Source organism: Achromobacter sp. ACM02 (genome assembly GCF_014851605.1).
GTDB lineage: Bacteria > Pseudomonadota > Gammaproteobacteria > Burkholderiales > Burkholderiaceae_B > Achromobacter > Achromobacter aegrifaciens.
Map to the genome: position 1 here is coordinate 189,320 of NZ_JACUZY010000005.1, position 23,569 is coordinate 212,888.

At 66.4% G+C, this 23,569-nt stretch carries 18 protein-coding genes; 5 read left to right on the top strand and 13 right to left on the bottom strand.

Annotated features, from left to right (window positions below):
* Positions 1 to 94 precede the first annotated feature (94 nt).
* From IB258_RS16860 to IB258_RS16895, 8 genes are all read right to left on the bottom strand, one after another.
* Entirely contained in the window at positions 95 to 724 is a 630-nt protein-coding gene (locus IB258_RS16860) for a phospholipid-binding protein MlaC (RefSeq protein ID WP_054455489.1), read from the bottom strand.
* Between the two features lie 37 nt (positions 725 to 761).
* Positions 762 to 1,568, bottom strand: coding sequence for a VacJ family lipoprotein (locus tag IB258_RS16865; RefSeq protein WP_054455487.1), 807 nt, complete (start codon positions 1,566 to 1,568; stop codon positions 762 to 764).
* Between the two features lie 81 nt (positions 1,569 to 1,649).
* Positions 1,650 to 2,147, bottom strand: a complete 498-nt coding sequence (mlaD, locus tag IB258_RS16870; protein ID WP_054455485.1) for an outer membrane lipid asymmetry maintenance protein MlaD — start codon at positions 2,145 to 2,147, stop codon at positions 1,650 to 1,652.
* A 12-nt stretch (positions 2,148 to 2,159) separates the two neighbouring features.
* Positions 2,160 to 2,948, bottom strand: a complete 789-nt coding sequence (mlaE, locus tag IB258_RS16875; protein WP_054455483.1) for a lipid asymmetry maintenance ABC transporter permease subunit MlaE — start codon at positions 2,946 to 2,948, stop codon at positions 2,160 to 2,162.
* Entirely contained in the window at positions 2,945 to 3,781 is an 837-nt protein-coding gene (locus tag IB258_RS16880; protein WP_054455481.1) for an ABC transporter ATP-binding protein, read from the bottom strand. Before IB258_RS16880 ends, mlaE begins: the two co-directional genes overlap by 4 nt.
* 242 nt (positions 3,782 to 4,023) lie before the next feature.
* The gene (locus IB258_RS16885) at positions 4,024 to 5,085 is read right to left on the bottom strand and encodes a nitronate monooxygenase family protein (RefSeq protein ID WP_054455479.1); all 1,062 of its coding nucleotides are present in this window, start codon (positions 5,083 to 5,085) and stop codon (positions 4,024 to 4,026) included.
* Between the two features lie 18 nt (positions 5,086 to 5,103).
* Positions 5,104 to 6,081: a tripartite tricarboxylate transporter substrate binding protein gene (locus IB258_RS16890; RefSeq protein WP_054455477.1), complete on the bottom strand. Its 978-nt coding sequence runs from the start codon at positions 6,079 to 6,081 to the stop codon at positions 5,104 to 5,106.
* Between the two features lie 25 nt (positions 6,082 to 6,106).
* Positions 6,107 to 7,330, bottom strand: a complete 1,224-nt coding sequence (locus IB258_RS16895) for a YbfB/YjiJ family MFS transporter (RefSeq protein WP_192352930.1) — start codon at positions 7,328 to 7,330, stop codon at positions 6,107 to 6,109.
* 65 nt (positions 7,331 to 7,395) lie between these two features.
* On the opposite strand from IB258_RS16895, the gene IB258_RS16900 reads away from it, so the two are divergent.
* Complete coding sequence (locus IB258_RS16900) at positions 7,396 to 8,268, top strand: LysR family transcriptional regulator (protein WP_054455473.1); 873 nt, start codon at positions 7,396 to 7,398, stop codon at positions 8,266 to 8,268.
* A 34-nt stretch (positions 8,269 to 8,302) separates the two neighbouring features.
* On the opposite strand, the gene IB258_RS16905 is transcribed toward IB258_RS16900, so the two are convergent.
* The 4 genes from IB258_RS16905 to IB258_RS16920 all read right to left on the bottom strand — a co-directional run bounded on the left by IB258_RS16905 (position 8,303) and on the right by IB258_RS16920 (position 16,478).
* Positions 8,303 to 8,941 (bottom strand): OmpW family protein, encoded by a 639-nt coding sequence (locus IB258_RS16905; protein WP_054455471.1) that lies wholly within the window; start codon positions 8,939 to 8,941, stop codon positions 8,303 to 8,305.
* Positions 8,942 to 9,135: 194 nt separating this feature from the next.
* Positions 9,136 to 10,602, bottom strand: a complete 1,467-nt coding sequence (locus tag IB258_RS16910) for a glutamate synthase subunit beta (protein WP_054455468.1) — start codon at positions 10,600 to 10,602, stop codon at positions 9,136 to 9,138.
* Between the two features lie 8 nt (positions 10,603 to 10,610).
* Positions 10,611 to 15,350, bottom strand: a complete 4,740-nt coding sequence (locus IB258_RS16915; protein ID WP_054455466.1) for a glutamate synthase-related protein — start codon at positions 15,348 to 15,350, stop codon at positions 10,611 to 10,613.
* 366 nt (positions 15,351 to 15,716) lie between these two features.
* Positions 15,717 to 16,478, bottom strand: coding sequence for a hypothetical protein (locus IB258_RS16920; RefSeq protein ID WP_119449865.1), 762 nt, complete (start codon positions 16,476 to 16,478; stop codon positions 15,717 to 15,719).
* 235 nt (positions 16,479 to 16,713) lie between these two features.
* On the opposite strand from IB258_RS16920, the gene fghA reads away from it, so the two are divergent.
* The 3 genes from fghA to rpoH all read left to right on the top strand — a co-directional run bounded on the left by fghA (position 16,714) and on the right by rpoH (position 19,460).
* Positions 16,714 to 17,580, top strand: coding sequence for an S-formylglutathione hydrolase (gene fghA / locus IB258_RS16925; protein WP_054455461.1), 867 nt, complete (start codon positions 16,714 to 16,716; stop codon positions 17,578 to 17,580).
* 93 nt (positions 17,581 to 17,673) lie between these two features.
* The gene (locus IB258_RS16930) at positions 17,674 to 18,363 is read left to right on the top strand and encodes a hypothetical protein (protein WP_119449866.1); all 690 of its coding nucleotides are present in this window, start codon (positions 17,674 to 17,676) and stop codon (positions 18,361 to 18,363) included.
* Between the two features lie 212 nt (positions 18,364 to 18,575).
* Positions 18,576 to 19,460, top strand: a complete 885-nt coding sequence (gene rpoH, locus IB258_RS16935; protein ID WP_054455457.1) for an RNA polymerase sigma factor RpoH — start codon at positions 18,576 to 18,578, stop codon at positions 19,458 to 19,460.
* A 343-nt stretch (positions 19,461 to 19,803) separates the two neighbouring features.
* Here the strand turns inward: rpoH and cpdA are convergent, their stop codons facing one another.
* Positions 19,804 to 20,643, bottom strand: coding sequence for a 3',5'-cyclic-AMP phosphodiesterase (gene cpdA, locus IB258_RS16940; RefSeq protein ID WP_054455455.1), 840 nt, complete (start codon positions 20,641 to 20,643; stop codon positions 19,804 to 19,806).
* A 184-nt stretch (positions 20,644 to 20,827) separates the two neighbouring features.
* Here cpdA and IB258_RS16945 point away from each other — a divergent pair, with 184 nt between their 5' ends.
* Entirely contained in the window at positions 20,828 to 23,542 is a 2,715-nt protein-coding gene (locus IB258_RS16945) for a cation:proton antiporter (RefSeq protein ID WP_054455453.1), read from the top strand.
* Positions 23,543 to 23,569 lie beyond the last annotated feature (27 nt).

The following is a 23,569-nucleotide window of genomic DNA, read 5'->3' on the forward strand; positions in this document are numbered from 1 at the left end:
TGGCATTCCCCCGGGTATCCGGCTGGTCTGTCCCTAAAAGAATCGGCCCGGCGGGCCACTGGGGCGCGCCGGGCCGCGACAGCCGCAAGGCCGATCATTGGTTGCGTTGGTTCAACGCCTTGATCAGGCCGTCGATGCCGTCGCGGTTGATCTGCTGCGCGAACTGGTTGCGGTAGTTCTCGATGAGCCAGATGCCTTCGACGTTCATGTCATAGATCTTCCAGCCTTGGGCCGTCTTTTCCAGGCGGTAGTCGACGCCCACCGGCTGGTCGTTGCCCTGGGAGATCAGGGTGCGCACGACCACGTCGTCGGCTTTGGGGTCGCCGCGGAACGGCAGTGCGCGCACCGTGGTGCTGGACGTGACGCGGGTCAGCGCGCCGCTGTAGGTGCGCACCAGCGTGCCGCGGAAGGCCTCGGCCAGTTCCTTTTTCTGCACATCGTTGGCCTGGCGCCAGTAGCGGCCGGCGGCCAGGCGCGTGGTCTTCTGGAAGTTGACGTAGGGCAGGATGTGCTCGTTGACGACCTGGTTGATGCGGGCGGTGTTGCCCGCCTTGACGGCGCCATCGGCCTTCAGCACGTCCAGGGCCTCGTTGGCCGCGGCGAGCACGAACTGGTCGGGAGAACCGTTGGGGTCGGGTTTGGCCTGCGCGCCGGCGCTCAGGCCCAGGGCCACGAGGCCCGTGAAAACCAGACGCTGCAGCAGGGAAACAAAGGAAACTCGCATCAAAACTCCTTACTTGTACTGGGGCGCACCCCGCGGCTTACTTGGCCGCAGGTTGCGCCGCGGGTTGAGCCGCCGGCTGCGCGGCGGGGGCGGCGTCGTCCTCGTCGTCTTCGTAGTTGGGCAGCGAGGACTCGTCGTCCACCTTCTGGCCCAGCACCATGGCGGCGCGGCGCTGCAGATAGGCGTCGCGCACGAAGCTGTAGGGATCGAGCGCGACGCGGTCGATGGTGTCGGTGGCGCTCAGCAGGCTGGCGCGGGTGTCCACCACGCGCAGGCCCCACAGCGAGTTGCGCAGGCGCACGTTGTCGATGGAATCGACGCCCATGTAGCCGTAGGTGGTGCCCGCGTAGTCGCCGATCAGGCCAGCGCCGTCGCGTACCGACGACGAGCCGAAGAACGGCAGCACCAGGTACGGACCCTGGCTGAAGCCCCACACGCCCAGCGTGGTGCCGAAGTCGTTCGGGATGCGGCGCGCGCCGTTGGCCGAGGCGACGTCGAAGCAGCCGCCCACGCCCATGGTGGTGTTGAACAGGAAGCGGCCCAGCGTGTTGACGAAGTCGTGGCCGCGGCCCTGCAGGAAGCTGTTGGCGCCGGACCAGAGGTCACCGACGTTGCTGAAGATGTTGTGCACGCAGCTGCGCACCGGCTGCGGCGTGACGAAGGTGTAGGCCTGCGCCACCGGCTTGAAGACGGCACGGTCGACGGTGTCGTTGAATTTGTAGACGCCCCGGTTGAAGCCTTCCCAGGGATCGCGGGGATCCGGGTTCTGCGGCGCGGCGCAGCCTGCCATCAGCGCGCCCGCGGCGGCAACGGTGGCAATCCTGCAAATGGTTTTCTTATTCATGATCAGGGCATCCCTATCAACGATTCTTATGATATTGCGTACCTTGGACGCGCTGCTGTTACCGCGTCTGTCGCATTGTCTTTAATTTGGCGTTTTCGCGGCGGGTTCCGGCGCGCTCGAGCCTTGCTTCTCGGCCGACCCGTACAGGAACTGGCTGATCAGTTGTTCAAGCACCACGGCGCTTTGCGTGTAGCGGATCTTGCCGCCGTCGACAAAGTTTTCCTCTTCGCTGCCCGCAGTCAGGCCCAGGTATTGTTCACCCAGCAGGCCCGACGTCAGGATGGACGCCGAAGTGTCCTTGGGGAACTGATAGGCCGTTTCCAGGTTGACCGAGACGATCGCCTGGAAGGTCTTGTCATCGAACGAGATGCCGGCAACCCGGCCCACGACGACCCCCGCGCTCTTGACGGGCGCGCGCACCTTGAGGCCGCCTACGTTATCGAAGTTGGCCGTCAGCGTATAGGTCGGGGCGAAAGAAAAGGTGCTCAAGTTGCCGGCGCGCAACGCCAGGAACGCCAGCGCGACCGCGCCCAGCAATACAAACAGGCCTACCCAGAAGTCGGTTTTTTCGCGAGACATGATCGATCCGTATCAATTTCCAAACATCAAGGCGGTGAGCAGGAAGTCCAGCCCAAGTACCGCCAGGGAGCCCACCACCACGGTGCGCGTGGTCGCGCGGGCAACGCCTTCGGGGGTGGGCTTGGCTTGCCAGCCCTCATAGAGCGCGACCAGCGTCACGGTGACGCCGAAGACCAGGCTCTTGATGACGCCATTGGCCACGTCTTTCCAGACGTCGACGCCGTTTTGCATCTGCGACCAGAACGCGCCGGCGTCCACGCCGATCAGCAGCACGCCCACGACCCAGCCGCCCAGGATGCCCACCATGGAGAACACCGCCGCCAGGATGGGCATGGCGATGATGCCGCCCCACAGACGCGGCACCAGCACGCGGCGGATGGGGTCGACGGCCATGACTTCCATGGCCGCGAGTTGCTCGCCGGCTTTCATCAGGCCGATTTCGGCCGTGAGAGAGGTGCCCGCACGGCCCGCGAACAGCAGCGCCGTGACCACGGGTCCCAGTTCCCGCACCAGCGACAGGGCCACCAGCAAGCCCAGCGCTTCTTCAGAGCCGTAGCGGTTCAGCGTGTAATAGCCTTGCAGCCCCAGCACGAAGCCCACGAACATGCCGGAAACGGCAATGATGAGCAGCGAGTAGTTGCCGATGAAATGGACCTGCTGCGACACCAGCCGCGGACGCGACAGCGCAATGCCGCTGCGAGCGAGCATGGCGCCGAAGAACCGGGTGAAGTAGCCGATGCCGGAAACGCGGTTGCGCACCCAGCCGCCCAGCGCGCCGATGGCGTTGTTGGATCCGCTCATGCGCGGCGGCCCTCCTGTTGCGAAAGCCACTTCTTGAAAGCGGGCGTCTCGGGATATTGGAACGCGACGGGGCCGTCGGGCTCCCCTTTGAGGAACTGTTGCACGTAGGGGTCTTGCGAGGCCGACAGCATTTCGGGGGTGCCGGCCGCGGCAAGCTTGCCCTGGCCGACCAGGTACACCTGGTCCGCGATGGCAAACGATTCATGCACGTCGTGCGTGATCAGCACCGAGGCGCAGCCGAGGCGGTCGGCCAGGTTGCGGATCAGGCGGGCGGTAATGCCCAGCGAGATCGGGTCCAGCCCCGCAAACGGCTCGTCATACAGAATGAGTTCGGGTTCCAGCACGACGGCGCGGGCCAGCGCCACGCGCCGGGCCATGCCGCCGGAGATTTCCGCCACTTTCAGGTGCGCGGCTGCGCGCAGGCCGACGGCGTCGAGCTTGTCCAGCACGCGCTCGGTGACTTCGGGCTCCGCCAGTTTGGTGTGTTCGCGCAGCGGGAAGGCCACGTTCTCGAAAACGTTCAGGTCAGTGAAAAGCGCGCCCTGCTGAAATAGGACGCCCATGCGCGTGCGCAGCGATTGCAGTTCGGTGCGGCTGACGTGGGCCATGTCCTGGCCGAAGGCCAGCACCCGGCCCCGCTGCGCGGTGAGCTGGCCGGTGGCCGCGCGCAACAGCGTGGTCTTGCCCGAACCCGAGCCGCCCATGATGGCGACCACCTGGCCGGCGCGCACGTCCATGGAAATGTCGCGCAAGACGGTGAAATCACCATAGCCTAGCGCCACACCTTCCAGGCGCAGGGCGAATTCCGGGGTCTTGCTGGTTTGAGCGGGCATGGGCAACGAAAGGGTGTTTCGGCGGCGGAGCTTGCCCTGCTGTCCGGTCGATGCGACCGGCAAAATTCATGGCCGGCGCGGCGAAGACAGGCGGCGTCGGGAAGCGCCCTGTTACTCATATGCCGGGGGCGAGGTCGGGCCTGGGCTCCCGGCGGCGAGGCGCCATTGTAGCCCGACGCTTTGTAATCACAACGCGAGAGCCCGCGCGTGGAACAGTGTTTTCGGTTCAGGGAACAATATGCTCAGCGGCGCGCCTGCGCCGCCGCGGTCTCCCGGGCCAGCCGCGCGACCAGGTCGGCGGTGGTCTCGCGCCGCGCGAGCGGCGCGCCCTGGCCGGCCCACAGGGACAGCATGTCGGTGTTGCCGGCCTTGCCGCCCGCCGTGCGCATGGGGCGCGTCAACGCGTTCTGCAGGGGGTAAGGCAGGATGTCGGCCGCAATCGCGTCGGCCTCGCGCATGAAGGCGTTTTCGATGCCGCGGGCAGGCCGGCCCGAAAACGCACGGGTCACCCGCGACTGTTCCGCCCGGGAGGCGGGCAGCAGCGCCTTGTAGGCTTCATTGATGCCGGATTCCTCGGTCGTCAAGAAAGCCGTCCCCATTTGTGCCAGATCGGCGCCCAGGGCCAAGGCGGCGGCGATACCGCGGCCGTCCATGATGCCGCCAGATGCAATAACAGGGACAGAGACTGCGTCGACCACCTGGGGCACCAGCGCCATGGTGCCGATCAGCGATTCCTCGAAACCGTCCAGGAAGGTGCCGCGGTGGCCGCCGGCCTCGGCGCCTTGCGCCACGATGGCGTCCACGCCGTCCGCTTCAAGGGCCACCGCTTCGCGCACGGTGGTCGCGGTGCCCACGGTCAGAATGCCCAGTTCGCGGCAGCGCGCGATGGCCGCGGCCGGCATGCGGCCGAAGGTGAAGCTGAAGACGGCCGGACGCACCCGCAGGATGGCTTCGATCTGCTGCGGCAGCGGATCGGCTTGCGGGCCGGGCGCGGCGGGCGCCGGCAGGCCCAGCTGCTGGTGGTAGCGCGCCATCAGCGCCAGCATGCGACTGGCGTCGCCGCGCATGGGTTCTTCCGGCACCGATGCGAACAGATTGATGGCGAAGGGCAGCGGCGTGCGAGCACGGATGTCGCGCGCCGCCGCCTCGATCTGCTCGGGACTCATATAGGCCGCCCCGAGCGAACCCAGGACTCCCGCCTTCGATGCTTCGGAAACCAGCTCCACCGTCGTGGCGCCGCCGGCCATGGGGGCCTGGACGATGGGATGGTGCAGCTTGAGCAGATCAATCAGACGGGTAGCCATGGAATTACTCCTGGAAGGTTACTGAAGCTGGATGTTCCCAGCCTTGATGACGTGGGCCCACTTCTCGGTTTCGCTCTTGATGAAGGCGCCGAATTCCTCGGGCGTGCCGCCGCCCGCCTGGCTGCCGGTGTCGGCGATGGCCTTCTGCACGTCCGGTTCCTTCAGGATGCGGTTGAACTCGGCGTTGAGCTTGGCGATGATGGGCGCGGGCGTGCCGGCGGGGGCGACGATGCCCTGCCAGTTGTAGGACTCGAAGCCCGGCAGGCCGGATTCGGCCATGGTGGGCACGTCGGGCAGCACGGCCAGGCGCTTGGCGGACGTGACCGCGATGGGGTGGATCTTGGCGCCCTGGATCGCGGGCAACGCGGAATAGCCCATTTCGAACATCATCGAGATATGGCCGCCCATGAGGTCCGTCGCGGCCAGGCTGCCGCCCTTGTACGGGACGTGGACGATGTCGATCTTGGCCTGTTCGCGGAACATTTCGCCGGACAGGTGGTGTGCGCCGCCTACGCCGGACGAGCCGAAGGACAGCTTGCCGGGCTGCTTCTTGGCCAGCGCGATCAGGTCCGCCAGCGTCTTCACCGGCAGTTCGTTGTTCACGCTCAGCACCAGCGGGCTGTTTTCGATCAGGATGATCGGGGCCAGATCCTTTTGCGGATCGTAGGGCATGTCCTTCATCAGCGTCGGGTTGACCGCCATGGGCGCCAGATTGCCGGTGCCGATGGTGTAGCCGTCCGGCGCCGCGCGCGCGATCAGGTTGGTGCCGACCACGCCGCCGGCGCCTGCCTTGTTCTCGACCACGATGGGCTGGCCCAGCGTGTCGCCCAGCTTGCGCGCCAAAAGGCGCACGCGGGTGTCGGCGAAGCCGCCCGGCGCGTAGGGCACGATCATGGTGATGGGCTTGGCCGGCCAGTCGGCGGTCTGGGCCTGGGCGGCGCCGCTGAAGGCGGCGGTGGCTGCCAGGGCGGCAATAAGGGGACGCAATGCTTTCATACAGATGACTCCTGGTTTTGTTTTTTTAATGTGAACGGGCCCGCGGGCCGATCGCATTATGCCCAGCGGCCACGTCATCTGTCGTGATCTTTCCCAAACGCCATGCGGACAACGCCAACAGTGCCGCGCTGGCCGCCAGCACTTGCGGCAGCCCGGCGCCCCAATGCGCCGCCCAGGACGCCAACAGCGGTCCCAGGATCTGGCCGGCGGCGAAAGCCGCGGTCATGAGGGCCGCCGCGCGCGGCGCGGCGGCGCCGGCCGAACGCCTGGCGGCCAGCATTCCCGCCTGCGTAATCACCATGAAGGTGCCGCCCACCAGCACCGCGGCCACGATCACGGCGGCGATGTGGTGCCATAGCGCCACGGCCAGCATGCCCAGCGCCATGAGCGCCTGGGCGGCGCGCCAGACTTGCACGCTGTCGCGGCCCCGTGCCAGGCGGGGCACCAGCAGGCAGGACACCGCTGCGGCCATGCCGAACAGGGGCCAGGCCCAGCCGAAGATGGCCGGGTCGGGAATGATTTCCTTCGCCATCGCCGGTAGGAAGGTGGCCGGAATGATGTAGCCCACGCCGAACGCGCCATAGTGCAGCGCCAGCGCGGGGATGTCGCGTGGCAGCCGGGCGGCGGGTGCGGCGGCGCTGGCCGATTGCGCTGGCATTGGCGCCGCCTGGCGGCGCAACCCCGGCCAGGCGATCGCGGACAGGGCCAGCGCCAGCCCCCCCAGCGCGAACCAGACCGTGTCGGCGCGCGCGTCCCAGTCTGCCAGCGCCAGGCAGGCCAGCCCCGTCAGCGCAATGCCCGCGCCCACGCCGGCGTAGGTCACTGCGGACGCGCCCGCCTCGCGCGGATCGCCCGCGGCCACTGCCCGCCACGCCGCCACGCAGATGAAGGCGCTGGCGCTGGCGTAGCCGGCGGCCAGTCGCAGTGCGCACCAGACCGCCATGCCATGCCAGACAGGCATGGCCAGCGTCAGCAGGGCCACCGCCAGCAGGCTGGCCGCCAGCGTGCCCCGCAGCCGGCGGATGGGCCAGGCGACCGCAGCCAGCGCGCCCAGCAGATACCCCGCGTAGTTGGCCGAAGCCAGCCAGCTGCCCTGGGATAGCGACAGGCCGGCTTCCTGGGCCATCAGGGGCCAGACCGGCGTGAAGGCGAACCGGCCTATCCCCATGGCGGCGGCCAGGGCCAGAGCCGCCGGCCATGCCAGGGCGGCAGCGCTGCGTGACGAGGAAGGGTAATTGGGCGTTGACATGGCCCTTACTCTACGGCTGTACTAATATCATTAATAGTGAATTATTAAGATAGTGAGTTCTCAAAATGAGAAACTTGGACCTGGATGCGCTGCAGATCTTCAAGGCGGTTGCCGACCAGGGCGGCGTGGCGCGCGCCGCTGCCCATCTGAACCGCGTGCAGTCCAACGTGTCGACGCGCCTGAAGCAGCTGGAGGCCTCGCTGGAGGCGCCGCTGTTCCGGCGGCAGAACCGCCGGCTGGTGCTGTCTGACCAGGGGCGGGTGCTGCTGTCCTACGCCGACCGACTGCTGCGCCTGGCGGACGAAGCCCAGGCCGCGGTACGCGACGGCTCGCCGCAGGGCGTGCTGCGCATCGGCACCATGGAAAGCACGGCGGCCGCGCGCCTGCCGCCGATTCTGGCGGCCTATCACGCGGCCTGGCCGCAGGTGCGGATCGAACTGGTGACCGGCACGTCGGCCGCGCTGGCGGCCAAGGTGCGCAACTACGAAATCGAGGCCGCGTTCGTGGCGCAGCCCTTTCCGGGCGATGGCCTGGCCACGATGGACGCGTTCAAGGAAGAACTGGCGCTGATCTCGCCGCTGGCCTGGGATCCGATCGACAGTCCCAAGGACCTGGGCGACCGCAGCGTGATTGCCTTCGCGTCGGGATGCTCATACCGGCGCATCCTGGAATCCTGGCTCAACCAGGAAGGTATCGCGCCCGGCAAGGTGATGGAGTTCGCCTCGTACCACGCCATCGTCGCCTGCGTGGCGGCGGGCTCGGGCGTGGCGATTGTGCCGCGTTCGGTGCTGGCGGTGCTGGGGGCGGAGCACACGGTGCGCATCGGCGCCCTGTCCGGCTCGCATGGCCGGGCCCTGACCCAGCTGGTCTGGCGCGCCGACGACGACACGCCGGCGTTGCAGGCCCTGCGGCACAAGCTGGAGGCGCCGCAAGGCTGAGGAAGGCCGCGCCTGGCGCGCGGCCCTTTTGCCTTTAGAAGCGGTAGCCGACGCCGATCGTCGCGACCCACGGATCGATGCGCGCGGTGCCGATGTGCTGGCCGTCCAGCTTCACCTTGGAACGGATGTCGATGTAGCGGATGTCTGCGTTCATGAACCAGCGCTCGTTGATCTTGAAGTCAGCGCCCAGTTGAGCGGCCACGCCCCAGGAATCGCCCAGCTTCAGGTCCGAACCCTTCAGCGCGCCTTCCGCCTTGGTGTCGAAGAAGTGGGTGTAGTTGATGCCCACGCCGATGTACGGCTGGATCATGCTGTCGGGCAGGATGTGCCATTGCAGGCTGAGCGTCGGCGGCAATTGCTTGGTCGAGCCGATCTTGCCCAGGCCGCTGCCGCTGACGTCATGCTGGAAGGGCCAGGCGCCCAGCAGTTCGATACCGATGTTGCGCGTGGCCATGTAGGTCAGCGTGAAGCTCGGGCGTACGTTGTTGTTGACGTCGAGTCCGACGCTGCCGTTGAGCACGGTGCCATTGTTGGACGAGGGGCGGACCTGCGTCACGCCGACCTTGAACAGCACGTCGCCCGCTTCGTGGGCATGCGCGGGGGCGGCGAGCGTGCCAGCGGCGATCAGGCCGGCGATGGCGGTGGCGCGGATACGGCCGTTCAGCGAAAACATTCTCTTCTCCGATCTTTCCATTGGGTGAGACGACAGGTTCTCAAACCTGGCGGCCGGCCCGCTTGATGTGTGTCAAATCGTGAAAAGACCGCAATCGAAAAGTGGTTATGTTGCAACAGGCGGGGGCGCGGGAAAAAAAATCGCCGCCGGCGCAATGCGCTCGGCGGCGATCCGGCCCGGCCTGATCGTGGCGATCAGCGCGGCAGTTCGCTGCTGCCCATGAGGTAGGCGTCCACCGAGCGCGCGCACTGGCGGCCTTCGCGGATGGCCCAGACCACCAGGGACTGGCCGCGGCGCATGTCGCCGGCCGTGAAGACCTTCTCGACGTTGGTGCGGTAGTCGTCGGTATTGGCGCGCACGTTGCCGCGGGCATCGCGGTCCACGCCGAAGGCGTCCAGTACCGTCTGCACGGGCGACACGAAGCCCATGGCCAGCAGCACCAGGTCGGCCTTGATCTCGAATTCAGAGCCTTCGACTTCGCGCATCTTCATCTGGCCGGTGGCTTCGTCCTTGAACCATTCGACGCGTGCGCCGATCAGCTTTTCGACCTTGCCATTGCTGCCCTGGAGCAGCTTGGTGGTCACGGACCAGTCGCGTTCGCAGCCTTCTTCGTGCGAGGACGAGGTGCGCATCTTCAGCGGCCAGTACGGCCACGTCATGGTCTTGTTCTCGCTTTCCGGCGGCTGGGGCATCAGCTCGAACTGCGTGACCGAGGCCGCGCCATGGCGGTTGCTGGTGCCGACGCAGTCGGAACCCGTGTCGCCGCCGCCGATCACCACCACGTGCTTGCCCTTGGCCAGCGTCTGGTTGGTGAGCCGGTCGCCCGCCACCGCCTTGTTCTGCTGGCGCAGGAAGTCCATGGCGAAGTACACGCCCGACAGCTCGCGGCCGGGCACCGGCAGGTCGCGCGGGGTTTCCGAACCGCCGCTCATCACCACCGCGTCGAACTCGGCCAGCAGCGATTCCGGCGTGCGCACCGTCAGGCCGTCGGCCACGGGGTCGCTGGGATTGCCGATGTAAGTCGACGGCGCGAATTCCACGCCCTCGGCTTCCATCTGCGAGATGCGGCGGTCGATCTGGTGCTTTTCCAGCTTGAAGTCGGGGATGCCGTAGCGCAGCAGGCCGCCGATGCGGTCGCTCTTTTCGAACAGCGTCACCGAGTGGCCGGCGCGGGCCAGCTGCTGCGCGCATGCCATGCCCGCGGGGCCGGAGCCCACCACGGCAACCTTCTTGCCGGTCTTGCGCGCCGGCACCTGCGGCGACACCCAGCCTTCGGCCCAGCCCTTGTCGATGATGGCGTGTTCGATGGACTTGATGCCGACAGCGTCGCTGTTGATGTTCAAGGTACAGGCAGCTTCGCACGGCGCCGGGCAGATGCGGCCGGTGAACTCGGGGAAGTTGTTGGTGGAGTGCAGGACGTCCAGCGCGCGCTTCCAGTCCTGCCGGTACACCAGGTCATTCCAGTCCGGGATGATGTTGTTGACCGGGCAGCCGTTGTTGCAGAACGGGATGCCGCAGTCCATGCAGCGCGCCGCCTGCTGCTTGGCCTGATCGTCGCTCAGGTGCAGCACGAATTCGCGCCAGTTCTTCAGCCGCTTCTGCGGGGCCTCGGAGGCCTCCTGCAGACGCTGAAATTCCATAAAGCCGGTAATCTTTCCCATGGTATCCCTCACGCAGCCAGTTGTTGCGGGTTGGCTGCACGCCACATTTCACCCAATGCGCGGCGGTAGTCCGTCGGCATGATTTTCACGAATTTGCCGCGCGAGGCTTCCCAGTCGCCCAGGATCTCGCGGGCGCGGAAGCTGCCGGTGTAGCGGAAGTGATCTTCCACCAGGCGGCGCAGGATGGTTTCGTCCGTTTCGCGTTCACCGCCGCGCTGCGCGCTGTGCCAGACGTCGATGTTGTTCTGGGCGAGCTGTTCCGCGTGCGGCACGATGCTTTCCAGTTCGACCATGGACAGGTTGGCGCGCTGCTTGAGCGTGCGTTCCGGATCCCACACGTAGGCCACGCCGCCCGACATGCCTGCCGCGAAGTTGCGGCCGGTCGTGCCCAGCACCACGACGGTGCCGCCGGTCATGTATTCGCAGCCGTGGTCGCCGGTGCCTTCCACGACGGTGGCCGCGCCCGAGTTGCGCACCGCGAAGCGTTCGCCGGCCACGCCGTTGAAGAACGCCTCGCCCGCCAGCGCGCCGTACAGCACGGTGTTGCCGGCGATGATGTGGTCCGGGCCGAAGCCGCGGAAGTCGTTGGGCGAGCGCACGATGATGCGGCCGCCCGACAGGCCCTTGCCGACATAGTCGTTGCCTTCGCCCACCAGGTCCATCGTGATGCCGTGGGCCAGGAACGCGCCGAAGCTTTGGCCGGCCGTGCCGTTGCACTGGATGTGGATGGTGTCGTCCGGCAGGCCCTCATGGCCGTAGCGCGCGGCCACCGCGCCCGACAGCATGGCGCCGATGGTGCGGTTGCGGTTGCGCACGGGGACGATGAAGGACACCTTCTCGCCGCGTTCCAGCGCGGGCTTGCTGCGCTCGATCAGCTGGTGGTCCAGCGCGCCGGCCAGGCCGTGGTCCTGCTCTTCGGTCTGGCGCACGTCGGCGTCGGATTGCGTTTGATGGAACACGCGGGCGAAGTCCAGGCCCTGGGCCTTCCAGTGCTCCACGCCCGAACGCATGTCCAGCAGGTCGGCGCGGCCGATCAGGTCGTCGAACTTGCGGATGCCCAGCTGGGCCATGATTTCGCGGACTTCTTCGGCGATGAAGAAGAAGAAGTTCACGACGTGTTCGGGCTTGCCCTGGAATTTCTTGCGCAGGACCGGGTCTTGCGTGGCCACGCCCACCGGGCAGGTGTTCAGGTGGCACTTGCGCATCATGATGCAGCCTTCCACGACCAGCGGCGCGGTCGCGAAGCCGAATTCGTCGGCGCCCAGCAGCGCGCCGATGACGACGTCGCGGCCGGTCTTCATCTGGCCGTCGGCCTGCACGCGGATGCGGCTGCGCAGGCGGTTGAGCACCAGCGTCTGCTGCGTTTCGGCCAGGCCCAGTTCCCAGGGCGTGCCCACGTGCTTGATGGACGACACCGGGGATGCGCCCGTGCCGCCGTCATGGCCGGCGATCACGACGTGATCGGCCTTGGCCTTGGCGACGCCCGCGGCCACCGTGCCCACGCCCACTTCGGACACCAGCTTGACCGACACCGAAGCCTTGGAATTCACGTTCTTCAGGTCGTGGATCAGCTGGGCCAGGTCTTCGATCGAGTAGATGTCGTGGTGCGGCGGGGGCGAGATCAGGCCCACGCCCGGCACCGAGTAGCGCAGCTTGGCGATGTATTCCGACACCTTGTGGCCGGGCAGCTGGCCGCCTTCGCCGGGCTTGGCGCCCTGGGCCATCTTGATCTGGATCTGGTCGGCCGACGACAGGTATTCGGCGGTCACGCCGAAACGGCCCGAGGCCACCTGCTTGATCTTGGAGCGCAGCGAGTCGCCCTTCTTCAGTTCGACGTCCGCTTCGATGCGGTCCGAGCCCAGCACCGAGGCCAGCGTGTCGCCGTCCTTGATGGTGCTCTTGCCTTCGCGCATTTCGGCGCGGTAGCGCAGTTCGTCCTCGCCGCCTTCGCCGGTGTTGGACTTGCCGCCGATGCGGTTCATGGCCACGGCCAGCACCGAGTGCGCCTCGGTGGAGATCGAGCCCAGCGACATGGCGCCGGTGGCGAAGCGCTTGACGATTTCCTTGGCGGATTCGACGTCGTCCAGCGGAATCGCGCGCGACGGATCGAAGCGGAACTCGAACAGCCCGCGCAGCGTCATGTGGCGGCGGCTCTGGTCGTTGATGATCTGCGCGTACTCCTTGTACGTGCGGTAGTTGTTGGCACGCGAAGCGTGCTGCAGCTTGGCGATGGAATCCGGCGTCCACATGTGCTCTTCGCCGCGCACGCGATAGGCGTATTCGCCGCCCGCGTCCAGGTCGTTGGCCAGCACCGGATCGGTGCTGAAGGCGGCGCGGTGCTGGCGCAGCGCTTCCTCGGCCACCTGGAAGATGCCGATGCCTTCGATGTTGGAGGCGGTGCCGGTGAAGTACTTGTTCACCAGCGCGGTCTGCAGGCCCACGGCTTCGAAGATCTGCGCGCCGGTGTAGGACATGTACGTGGAAATGCCCATCTTGGACATGACCTTGTTCAGGCCCTTGCCGATCGCCTTGATGAAGTTCTTGACCGCCTTTTCGGGGTCGTTCATCTTGCCCAGCGATTCCAGCGCCAGGTAGGGGTGGATGGCTTCGGCGCCGTAGCCGCCCAGCAGCGCGAAGTGGTGCACCTCGCGCGCCGAGCCGGTTTCCACGACCAGACCGGTGTTGGTGCGCAGGCCGGCGCGGATCAGGTGCTGGTGGACCGCGGAGGTCGCCAGCAGCGCGGGGATGGCCACGCGCTCGCTGTCGACCAGGCGGTCGGACACGATCAGGATGTTGTAGCCGCTGCGCACCGCGTCCACGGCGCGCGCGCACAGCGCGGCCACGCGGGCTTCGATGCCTTCGGGACCCCAGGCGGCGGGATAGGTGATGTCCAGCTCAAAGCTGCGGAACTTCTTGCCCGTGACCTGCTCGATGTCGCGGATCTGCGCCATGGCGGCGAAATCCAGCACCGGCTGGGACACTTCCAGGCGCAGCGGCGGGTTGACGTTGTTGATGTCCAGCAGGTTCGGCTTGGGGCCGATGAAGGACACCAGCGACATCACCAGCTGTTCGCGGATGGGGTCGATCGGCGGGTTCGTGACCTGCGCGAACAATTGGCGGAAGTAGTTGTAGAACGGCTTGGCGCGGTCGGACAGCACGGCCAGCGGGGCGTCGTTGCCCATCGAGCCGATGACTTCTTCGCCGGTCGTGGCCATGGGTTCCAGGATGAACTTGTAGTCTTCCTGGGTCCAGCCGAAAGCCTGCTGGCGATCCAGCAGCGACACGGACGACTGCGTGGCGACGGCGGCCTGGCGCGGCGCCGGCAGCGATTCCAGCTTGATCTGCAGGCGTTCAATCCACTGGCGGTACGGCCGGCTGTTGGCCAGCTGCAGCTTGATCTCGGCGTCGTCGATGATGCGGCCCTGTTCCAGGTCGATCAGGAACATCTTGCCCGGTTGCAGGCGCCACTTCTTGACGATGCGGTTTTCGGGGATGGACAGCGTGCCGGCTTCCGAAGCCAGGATGACCATGTCGTCATCGGTGACCAGGTAGCGGGCCGGGCGCAGGCCGTTGCGGTCCAGCGTGGCGCCGATCTGGCGGCCATCGGTGAACGCGACCGCGGCGGGGCCGTCCCACGGTTCCATCATGGCCGCGTGGTACTCGTAGAAAGCGCGGCGGCTTTCGTCCATCTGCGTGTGCTGTTCCCAGGCCTCCGGGATCATCATCATCATGGCGTGGGCCAGCGAGTAGCCCGAGTTCACCAGCAGTTCCAGGCAGTTGTCGAACGTGGCGGTGTCCGACTGGCCTTCGTAGACGATGGGGTACAGCTTCTTCAGGTCCTCGCCCAGCACGGCCGACTGCATCATGCCTTCGCGGGCGCGCAGCCAGTTGAAGTTGCCCTTGACCGTGTTGATTTCGCCGTTGTGGGCAATCATGCGGTACGGGTGGGCCAGCGGCCAGGCGGGGAACGTGTTGGTCGAGAAGCGTTGGTGCACCAGCGCCAGGGCCGACACCGTGCGCGGATCGGCCAGGTCGCGGTAGTAGCGGCCGACCTGGTCGGCCAGCAGCAGGCCCTTGTAGACCACGGTGCGCACCGAGGCCGAGGGCACGAAGTATTCCTTGCCGTGCGCCAGATGCATGTTCTGGATGGCGTGGCTGGCGGTCTTGCGGATCACGTACAGCTTGCGCTCCAGCGCGTCCGGCACCATCACGTCGGCGCCGCGGCCGATGAACAGCTGGCGGATCACGGGTTCGCAGGCGCGCACGGCAGGCGACATGGGCATGTCGACGTCCACCGGCACGTCGCGCCAACCCAGGACGACCTGGCCTTCGGCGCGCACGGAACGTTCCAGTTCCTGTTCGCAGGCCAGACGCGAGGCCGTTTCCTTCGGCAGGAACACCATGGCTACGCCGTACTCGCCGGGAGGCGGCAGCGTGATGCCTTGATGGCCGAGCTCGTCGCGGTAGAGCGTGTCGGGGATCTGGATCAGGATGCCGGCGCCGTCGCCCATCAGCTTGTCCGCGCCGACCGCGCCGCGGTGGTCCAGGTTTTCCAGGATCTTCAGACCCTGCTGGATGATGGCGTGGCTTTTCTTGCCCTTGATGTGGGCGACGAAACCGACGCCGCAGGCGTCATGCTCGTTCTTCGGGTTGTACAGGCCCTGGGCAGACGGCAGTCCGATGCGGCTGGCATCGATGGGGGTCGCCTTGGGCGGGGGACAGGAGTCGATCGGGGTAATTTGGGGCATGGCGCGCTCCGCAGTGGGCCTGCGTCGTAATGTTGCAGTGCAGGAGACGGACAATACCCCCGACATGAGTAGGGTGCAATAGGAATAAATAGGGTGTGTCCCTTATTTTTGATGTTACCCGTCATCGGTCTTTAATTGGGTGACGCATCAAGAGCCGCACGAAATGGGCCTCCCCAGGGGGGTATGCACCAGCAGGGTGCGTGCGTGCCCGATAAAACGCGGTTTTTCTTATTATATGTCCCTAATTATTTGGCGATTTTCAGCAGCCTGAGCCTGAGTCGACGTTGCGGAAACGCAAATGCGCAGGCCAGCCCGAACGGCGTGGCCCGCAAAAGTGAAGAACCCGCCGTTCAGGCGGGTTCGTAATCAGGAAGAGGTCGACGTGGGCGTCGTGGTGGGCGGCGCAGAACTGGGTTCGGCATCGGACGACGCCGCGGCTGGCTTCTTGCGCGGACGTCCGCGCTGGCCGGGAGCAACCCGGCGGCTGGCGGTATGGGCCAGGCTGGCAATGAAAGCGGGACCGCCCAGCGCCCATTGTCCGGAGACCGCCTGGTCGATGCGCTGGGTTTCCTCGCGCGAAAGACCGTCCTGCAAGCGCTTGCGGTAATTGGCCTGGCGGTCGAACGGGGTATTGCCACAGGCCCAGTAGTCCGCGTGGTCCGACTGCCACTGCGCTGGCGCGGCGGTGGTGTTGCCGGTATGGCTGGAAGCGGAGGACCACGGCCAGGAATCGGGATCCTGCGAGGCGCCGCTGCGCACCGGATAGGTTTCGAGCCAGACCAGCGACGGCAGCACCCAGGCGCCCGGTTCCAGCAAGGCGGATCGGTAGCGACCGGCGAAGACCCGGCCGCCGCGCAAGCGCGCCGCCAGGTTGCGGCCCAGCGTCTGCATCAGGCGCGGCAGGCCTTCCTCGTCGGCGGGCGTGGCCAGCAGCAGGATGCGGTCGTTGGCAAGCAGCCAGCCGTGAACCGAGACTCGGTGGCGTTGGGCGGATTCGCCCAGCCACGTGGCCAGTTGATTCAGTATGTCGGCCGGCGCGGGTTGCGACGGCGCCGCCAGCGGCTGGATGAAGTTGGCCTGCACCAGTTGGGGCAGCCCAGGGGCGTACAGACGGGGCAGACGGGCCATAGTGTCAGGACTTGCGTATTTGGAAGAACGGGTTGTCTTCGCTCACGGTATATAAATAGTGCCACGGTGGGCGCTGGTCAAGTCCCGTGATCATGGTCAGGGCAGGAAATCGCTTTTTTTCTGTCGTTCGTACCCTATAAAGCCCAGGTTAACATTCGGCGACGGAACGTCGTACCGTGGATATCCCCTAATCCGCGAGACGTTTTTTTCGCATCATTCCGATCGGAGGAAAGCAATGGCAGTCGCCCTGGAACTCATTTCGCAGCATCGCTGCTTCGGCGGCTGGCAGCGCTATTACCGCCACGAGTCCGCGGAGATCGGCCTGCCCATGCGCTTCTCCGTCTACATTCCGCCGCAGGCCGAAGACGGTCCGGTCCCGGTGCTGTTTTATCTGGCCGGCCTGACCTGCACGGAAGAGACCTTCATGATCAAGGCGGGCGCCCAGCGGCTGGCTGCGGAACTCGGTGTCATGCTGGTCGCCCCGGATACCAGCCCGCGCGGCGCCAACGTGGCTGGCGAGGACGAAAGCTGGGACCTGGGCACGGGCGCGGGCTTCTACCTGGACGCCACCACCCCGGCCTGGCGGGACCACTATCGCATGTACAGCTACGTGACGCAGGAACTGCACGGCATCGTCACGGGCGAGGCCCTGCCCGGCGACGCGTCGCGCACCGGCATCTTCGGCCATTCCATGGGCGGCCATGGCGCGCTGGTGCTCGCGCTGCGCAACCCCGGCAAGTTCCGCTCGGTGTCGGCATTTGCGCCCATCGCCGCGCCCAGCCAATGCCCCTGGGGCAAGAAGGCGTTCGGCGCCTATCTGGGCGACAAGACAGAGGACTGGGCCGCTTACGACGCGTCCGCGCTGATGCGCGGCGCCACCAACCCGTTTCCCGCCGGCATCCTGATCGACCAGGGCGAGTCGGACCAATTCCTGGCCGAACAGTTGTATCCCGAGGTATTCGAGGCCGCCTGCGCCGCTGCGGGCCAGCCGCTGGACCTGCGGCGCCACCCGGGCTATGACCACGGCTACTACTTCATCTCGACGTTCATCGAGGATCACATCCGGTTTCACGTCGAGCGGCTTGGAAAACCGGCGCCCTGAGGGCGCGCTTCTATACTGGCGGGCCTGCCGCGGCAGGCTGCTTGCGCGCCCCGGCGCGCCGCCTGCGGTCTGTGCTCAATAGGAACGCCTGATTTGATCAACGGAATCGCTCCCTTCGTCTGGATACTGCTGGGCGCCGTCGTCGTCCTGCTGCCGGGCATCGTCATGCTGCTGGGCCGCGGCGGCCCGCGCGACGAGCGCGGCCGCAGGGTGTTCCAGTTCCGGCCGGTGCGCCGCCTGTTCGGCCTGATGCTGGTGCTGCTGGGATGCGTGTCGGGCCTGCTGGCCCTTTCGCTGGTGCAATTCTTCCGCCTGACGGCCGACGAGCCGGTGGCGCATGTTGAAGTGCGCCAGGTGGCCGACGGCCAGTTCCAGGTCAGCGCCAGCGCGCCTGGCACGGGCACCAAGCAGTATGTCCTCTATGGGGACCAGTGGCAGATCGATGCCCGGGTCGTGCGCTGGCGGCTGCCGGCGCTGATGGCCGGCGTGCCGCCGCTATACCGGCTGGAGCGCCTGTCGGGCCGTTATAGCGATGCGGCGCGCGAGGCCTCCGCCACGCGCTCGGTCCACGCGCTGGATGACTGGCCGGCGCCGGACCTGGCATCGTTGAAGAAGAATTTCCCGAACTGGTTCCCGTTCGTCGATGTCCAATTTGGCAGCGCTGCGTACATGCCGCTGTTCGACGGCGCCCGCTACCAGGTGCTGATGGATCCGCGCGGGGCGCTGTTCGTGCGGCCCGACGGCGAGGCTACGGCCGAAGGCTTGAAGCGCCTGGGTTGGTAGGACAAGCCGCGGCCGCGCCCGGATTCAGGGGCTGGCCATCTGCCGCCAGCGCTCGGTTGCCCACGGCGGCGCCCCACTCTAAAAAATAAACGGGGACATAATGCGACGAATGAAACTTTGACGCGCCGCAATAGTCGAATTAGCACTCCCAATACTAGAGTGCTAACATCGAATCCATGTCGTTATCCCTTCGCCATCCGGAGACCCCCGCTATGAAGCAACCCAGTACCTCGTTGGCCGCTTCCGGCAACGCCCTGGCGTTGGCCATTGCCAATCCGGGCGCACTTGGCACGATCGACGCTTATATCTCCTCGGTCAACCGCCTGCCGGTCCTGTCCGCGGAACGTGAAACCGAGCTTGGCCGCCGCCTGCGCGACCAGGAAGACCTGGGCGCCGCGCGCGAACTGATTCTGTCGCACCTGCGCCTGGTGGTGTCGGTGGCGCGCCAGTACCTGGGCTATGGATTGCCGCATGCCGACCTCATCCAGGAAGGCAACGTCGGTTTGATGAAGGCCGTCAAGCGTTTCGACCCCGAGCGCGGCGTGCGCCTGGTGTCATTCGCCGTGCACTGGATCAAGGCTGAAATCCACGAATACATCATCCGCAATTGGCGCCTGGTGAAGGTCGCGACCACCAAGGCCCAGCGCAAGCTGTTCTTCAACCTGCGCAGCATGCGCCCCGACGGCCAGACGCTGGATCCGGAACAGGTCGACCACATCGCGCGCGAACTGAACGTGCGCCGCGAAGACGTGAGCGAAATGGAAGTGCGCCTGTCCGGCCGCGACATGTCGCTTGAAAACCAGGACGATGACGACGACAGCTACGCGCCCATCGCCTACCTGTCCGACGAGGGCCGCCAGGAACCCACCCGGGTGCTGGAACGCGCCGCCCGCGACCAGTTGCAAAGCGCTGGCCTGACCGACGCGCTGCAAGCGCTGGATCCGCGTTCGCGCCGCATCGTCGAAGCCCGCTGGCTGCAGGACGACGGCGGCGCCACGCTGCACGAACTGGCCCAGGAGTTCGGCGTGTCGGCCGAGCGCATCCGCCAGATCGAAGCGGCCGCCCTGAAGAAGATGCGCGGCAATCTTGCCTCTTGAGGCGGTTGCCGAACCATGCGAAGGGCCGCTATCAGCGGCCCTTTTGCTTTTCTGGTGGGCCGCGGCAGTGCATGAATAAATTGATACAAATTCGGCCTGAAATTTTGCGCGGCGCGAGAAACTTAATGAGGATCGCACCGCCTAACTTCATGTAGACCGCGAACTTCGGTTAGCAGTCTTGTCATCCGTCTCGGCTTCTCCTCTTTCCCCTCCCCTATGAGACGGATGCTTGCGGGGCACCATGCATATCTGGTGCCCCGTTTTTTATGCGCGTCCGGTTCGCGCTTGCAGTCGACTCAAGCGGCAAACGCCGTGCGCTGACGAAGCAAGAGGCGCGGCCTGGCTAGGCCGCCTGGGCGTTGTCCGCGGCCGTCCTGGCGCCATGCCACAGCGCGTCCTGCACGCGCCGCACGCCCGTTGCCATCGAACCGTCCTGGTACAGCTTGATCCAGCGGTAGCCGGGCGCCATGTTGTCCACCACATGCTTGCCGTCGCGGATGCTGAACTGGAAGCAGGTCGAGGGCGTGGCCAGCATGCGCAGATTGTGGCGGCGGCGGTCGAACTCGTGGTGCACATGGCCCCACAGCAGCACGCGGACCTGCGGCCAGCGCGTCAACAGCTTGAACAGGGCCTGGGGGTTGTCGATCATCATCGAATCGTGCCAGTGGCTGTCGATCTGCATGGGGTTGTGATGCATGGCGATCAGCGTGTGGCGGCCCGGAGCTTCGGCCAGCGCGGCCTCCAGCAGATCGAGCTGGCTCGCGGGCAGATGGCCGGCGTTGGAACCGGGCACGGTGGTGTCCAGCGCGACCACGCGCCAGGCGCCCACGTCCGTCACCGGAACCGACCATTGCGGCAGTTCCTGGCGCATCACGGCCGGCAGGTCATGGTTGCCTGGCAGGCAGCGGATGCTGGCCTGCGCCAGGGCGGGCGCCTCGGACAGGACGCGCGCCAGCCGGCGATAGGCCGCGGCCTCGCCGTCCTGGGACATGTCGCCGGTCGCCAGCAGCAGATCGGGGTGCTTGCCGTCCGCCTCGATCTGGCGCAGCACCGCGCGCAGGCTGGCGTCCGTGTTGACGCCCAGCATCGAGGTTTCAGGTTCGCCAAACAGATGGCTGTCGGTCAGCTGGACCAGCATGGCGGGCGCATCGTCGCGCCGGGTCAGGGAATGGATCCGGGCCAAGTGCCGCTCCTGCAAAGTTTGTGCGATTCCACATTACCCAAAAAACATGGCGCGACGCGTATCGCTTGTCCGCATTGGGGTAACGAAACGTGCATTCTCCTCGATTCCTGGCAGTTCCTGCGCCGGTCCCGGAGGAAAAAGCCGCTATTCTTGTGGAACTTCACATAAGCTCCGCCCACAGAACATGGATGTAGGTTTTCTCGTATTCGGCCTGGCAGGTCTGCTGACGCTGGTCTGCTTCATGCCGCCCCTGGCCGGCCGCCTCAAGCTGCCCTATTCGGTGCTGCTGGCCATTGTCGGCTGTCTGCTCGGCATCATCGTGCACGTTCACGGCTGGGCGCCCAGCTGGATCGGTGACTTCCTGGATTCGCTGGAACGCTTCGAGATTTCGTCCGAAACCTTCCTGATGGTGTTCCTGCCGGTGCTCCTGTTCGAGACCGCGTTGTCCATGAACGTGCGGCGCCTGATGGACGACATCGGCCCTATCCTCATGATGGCGATCGTGGCCGTGGTCGTCTGCACCGTGGTGGTCGGGGTCACGCTGGATGCCATTTCGCCCTACGGGTTGGTGGTCTGCCTGCTGCTGGGCGCCATCGTCGCCACCACCGACCCCGTGGCGGTGGTGGGCATCTTCCGCGAAGTGGGCGCGCCCAAGCGCCTGACCACGCTGGTCGAAGGCGAAAGCCTCTTCAACGACGCGGCCTCCATTGCCTTGTACTCCGTGCTGTTGGCCGTGCTGGGCGGCCATGGCGAACTTACCGCCAGCGGCATCTTCAACGACTTCATCGTGCACTTCATCGGCGGCGGCGTGGCGGGTTTCGCCATGGGCCGGCTGGCTTGCTTCCTGTTCGCCTGGCTGCGCGGCTTTCCCACCGCGGAAATCACGCTGACACTGACGCTGGCCTATCTATCCTTCTTCATTTCCGAGCACTACCTGAACGTGTCGGGCGTGGTCGCCACCGTGATCGCCGGCCTGGTGGTGGGCTCCACCGGCCGCACGCGCATGTCGCCCACCACGTTCGAATACTTGTCCAGCGCCTGGGAGCAGTTCGGCTTCTGGGCCAACTCGCTGATCTTCCTGTTCGCGGCCATGCTGATTCCCAAGCTGATGGCGGCCGCCGACTGGCAGGAACTGGCGCTGGTGGCGGTGGTGTTCGTTGCCACGCTGGTTGCGCGCGCAATTGTGGTCTTCGGCCTGCTGCCCTTGTTGGGGCTGACCCGGCTGGGGACCAAGGTCAGCAATCCTTATAAGGTCGTCATGCTGTGGGGCGGCCTGCGCGGCGCCGTCTCGCTGGCGCTGGCGCTGGCCGTGACGGAGCAGACCGGGGTGGCCGAAGAGGCGCGCCAGTTCATCGCGGTGGCCACCACCAGCTACGTGCTGCTGACCTTGTTCATCAACGGCATCAGCCTGCGGCCGCTGATCCGCATGCTGGGCCTGAACCAGTTGTCCCCGGTGGAGCGCACCATCCGCAACCAGGCCCTGGCCGTGGCGCTGGAAGACCTGCAGGGCAAGACCGAAGAAGTCGCCAAGACCGAGCATATCGGCACCGAGGTCCGCGACCGCATTCGCGCCGTGTTCGACGCCAGCCTGACCAGCGTGCACGACGGCCAGGTCAGCCAGATGACGGACGACCAGCGCGTGGCGGTGGGACTGGCCATCGTGGCGCAGCGCGAAGAGGAAATGTTCTTCGATATCCTGAAGGCGCAGATCGTGGACTGGCGCATGGCCGAAACCCTGCTGGCCCGGGCCGAACGGCTGGAGGACGCGATCCGGCTGGGGGGCATTCCGGGCTTTGAGCGCGCCATCGTCGCCGACGTGCGCTATTCCACCGGTTTCCGGCTGGCCTTGCGCCTGCATTACCTGTTCGGCTTCCAGGGCTGGCTGGCGCGCGAACTGGGCCAGCGCTTCGCCAACCTGATGAGCAAGCGGTCGGTCGCGCAGCGCCTGATTGCCTTCGCGCGCGAACAGATCACCCCCCTGCTGGGCGAGGAAGCCACGCAGCGCATCGTGTCCCTGCACCAGCGCCGCCTGGACCTGATCGAAAACGCCATGCAGGCTCTGAACCTGCAATATCCGTCCTACGCCCAGTGGCTGCAGGAAAGCTACCTGGGCCGCGTGGCCCGCGAAATGGAGCGCATCCGCTACCGCGACATGCTTGAGCAGTTCCTGATCAGCGGCGAGGTCTACGCCGACCTGATGGCGCAGTTGAAGAGCCGCTGGGCCCACATCGACAAGCATCCGCCGCTGGACATCGAAATGAGCGCGGCCGACCTGATCAAACGCGTGCCGCTGTTCGAAGGCCTGTCCGCCGATTCCTTGCGGGCCATCAGCAAGCTGCTCAAGCCGCGACTGGCGTTGCCGGACCAGCGCGTGCTGACCAAGGGCCGCCATGGCGAAGAGATGTGTTTCGTGGCCTCGGGCGCCGTGGCAGTGCATCTGCCGGACAACACCATGATCGAACTGGGCAGCGGCGAATTCTTCGGCGAACTTGGCCTGCTCGGTGAAGAGCAGCTGATGCCCGAGGTGACGTCGCTGGGCTACAGCAAGCTGCTGATGCTGTCCTCGCGCGATTTCCACGCCCTGCTGGCGCGCGACGAGCATCTGCGCGAACGCATCCAGGTCGTGGCCAAGCAACGCCTGCGCGCGATCGAAGTGTGGAAGCAGTTTTCGCAGGCCAATGCCGCGCCCGCTCCGGTCCCCGCGCCGGCTTCGGCGCCCAGCCCGGCACAGGCCGCCGAAGCCGCGGAAGCGGCGGGCGCGGCGTCCGGCACTGATACCCAAGCGGCGCGCGAGGCCGCGGGGGCGGATGCGCCGCCTGCAAGCGACCTTCCCGGGAATCTCGCCGGCAACGTCACGGACAACCCGGCGTTGGGCGAGCCGGGCATCGTTCCACGTTGATTCAGGGGTCGGGGCTGCCTGCGCAGC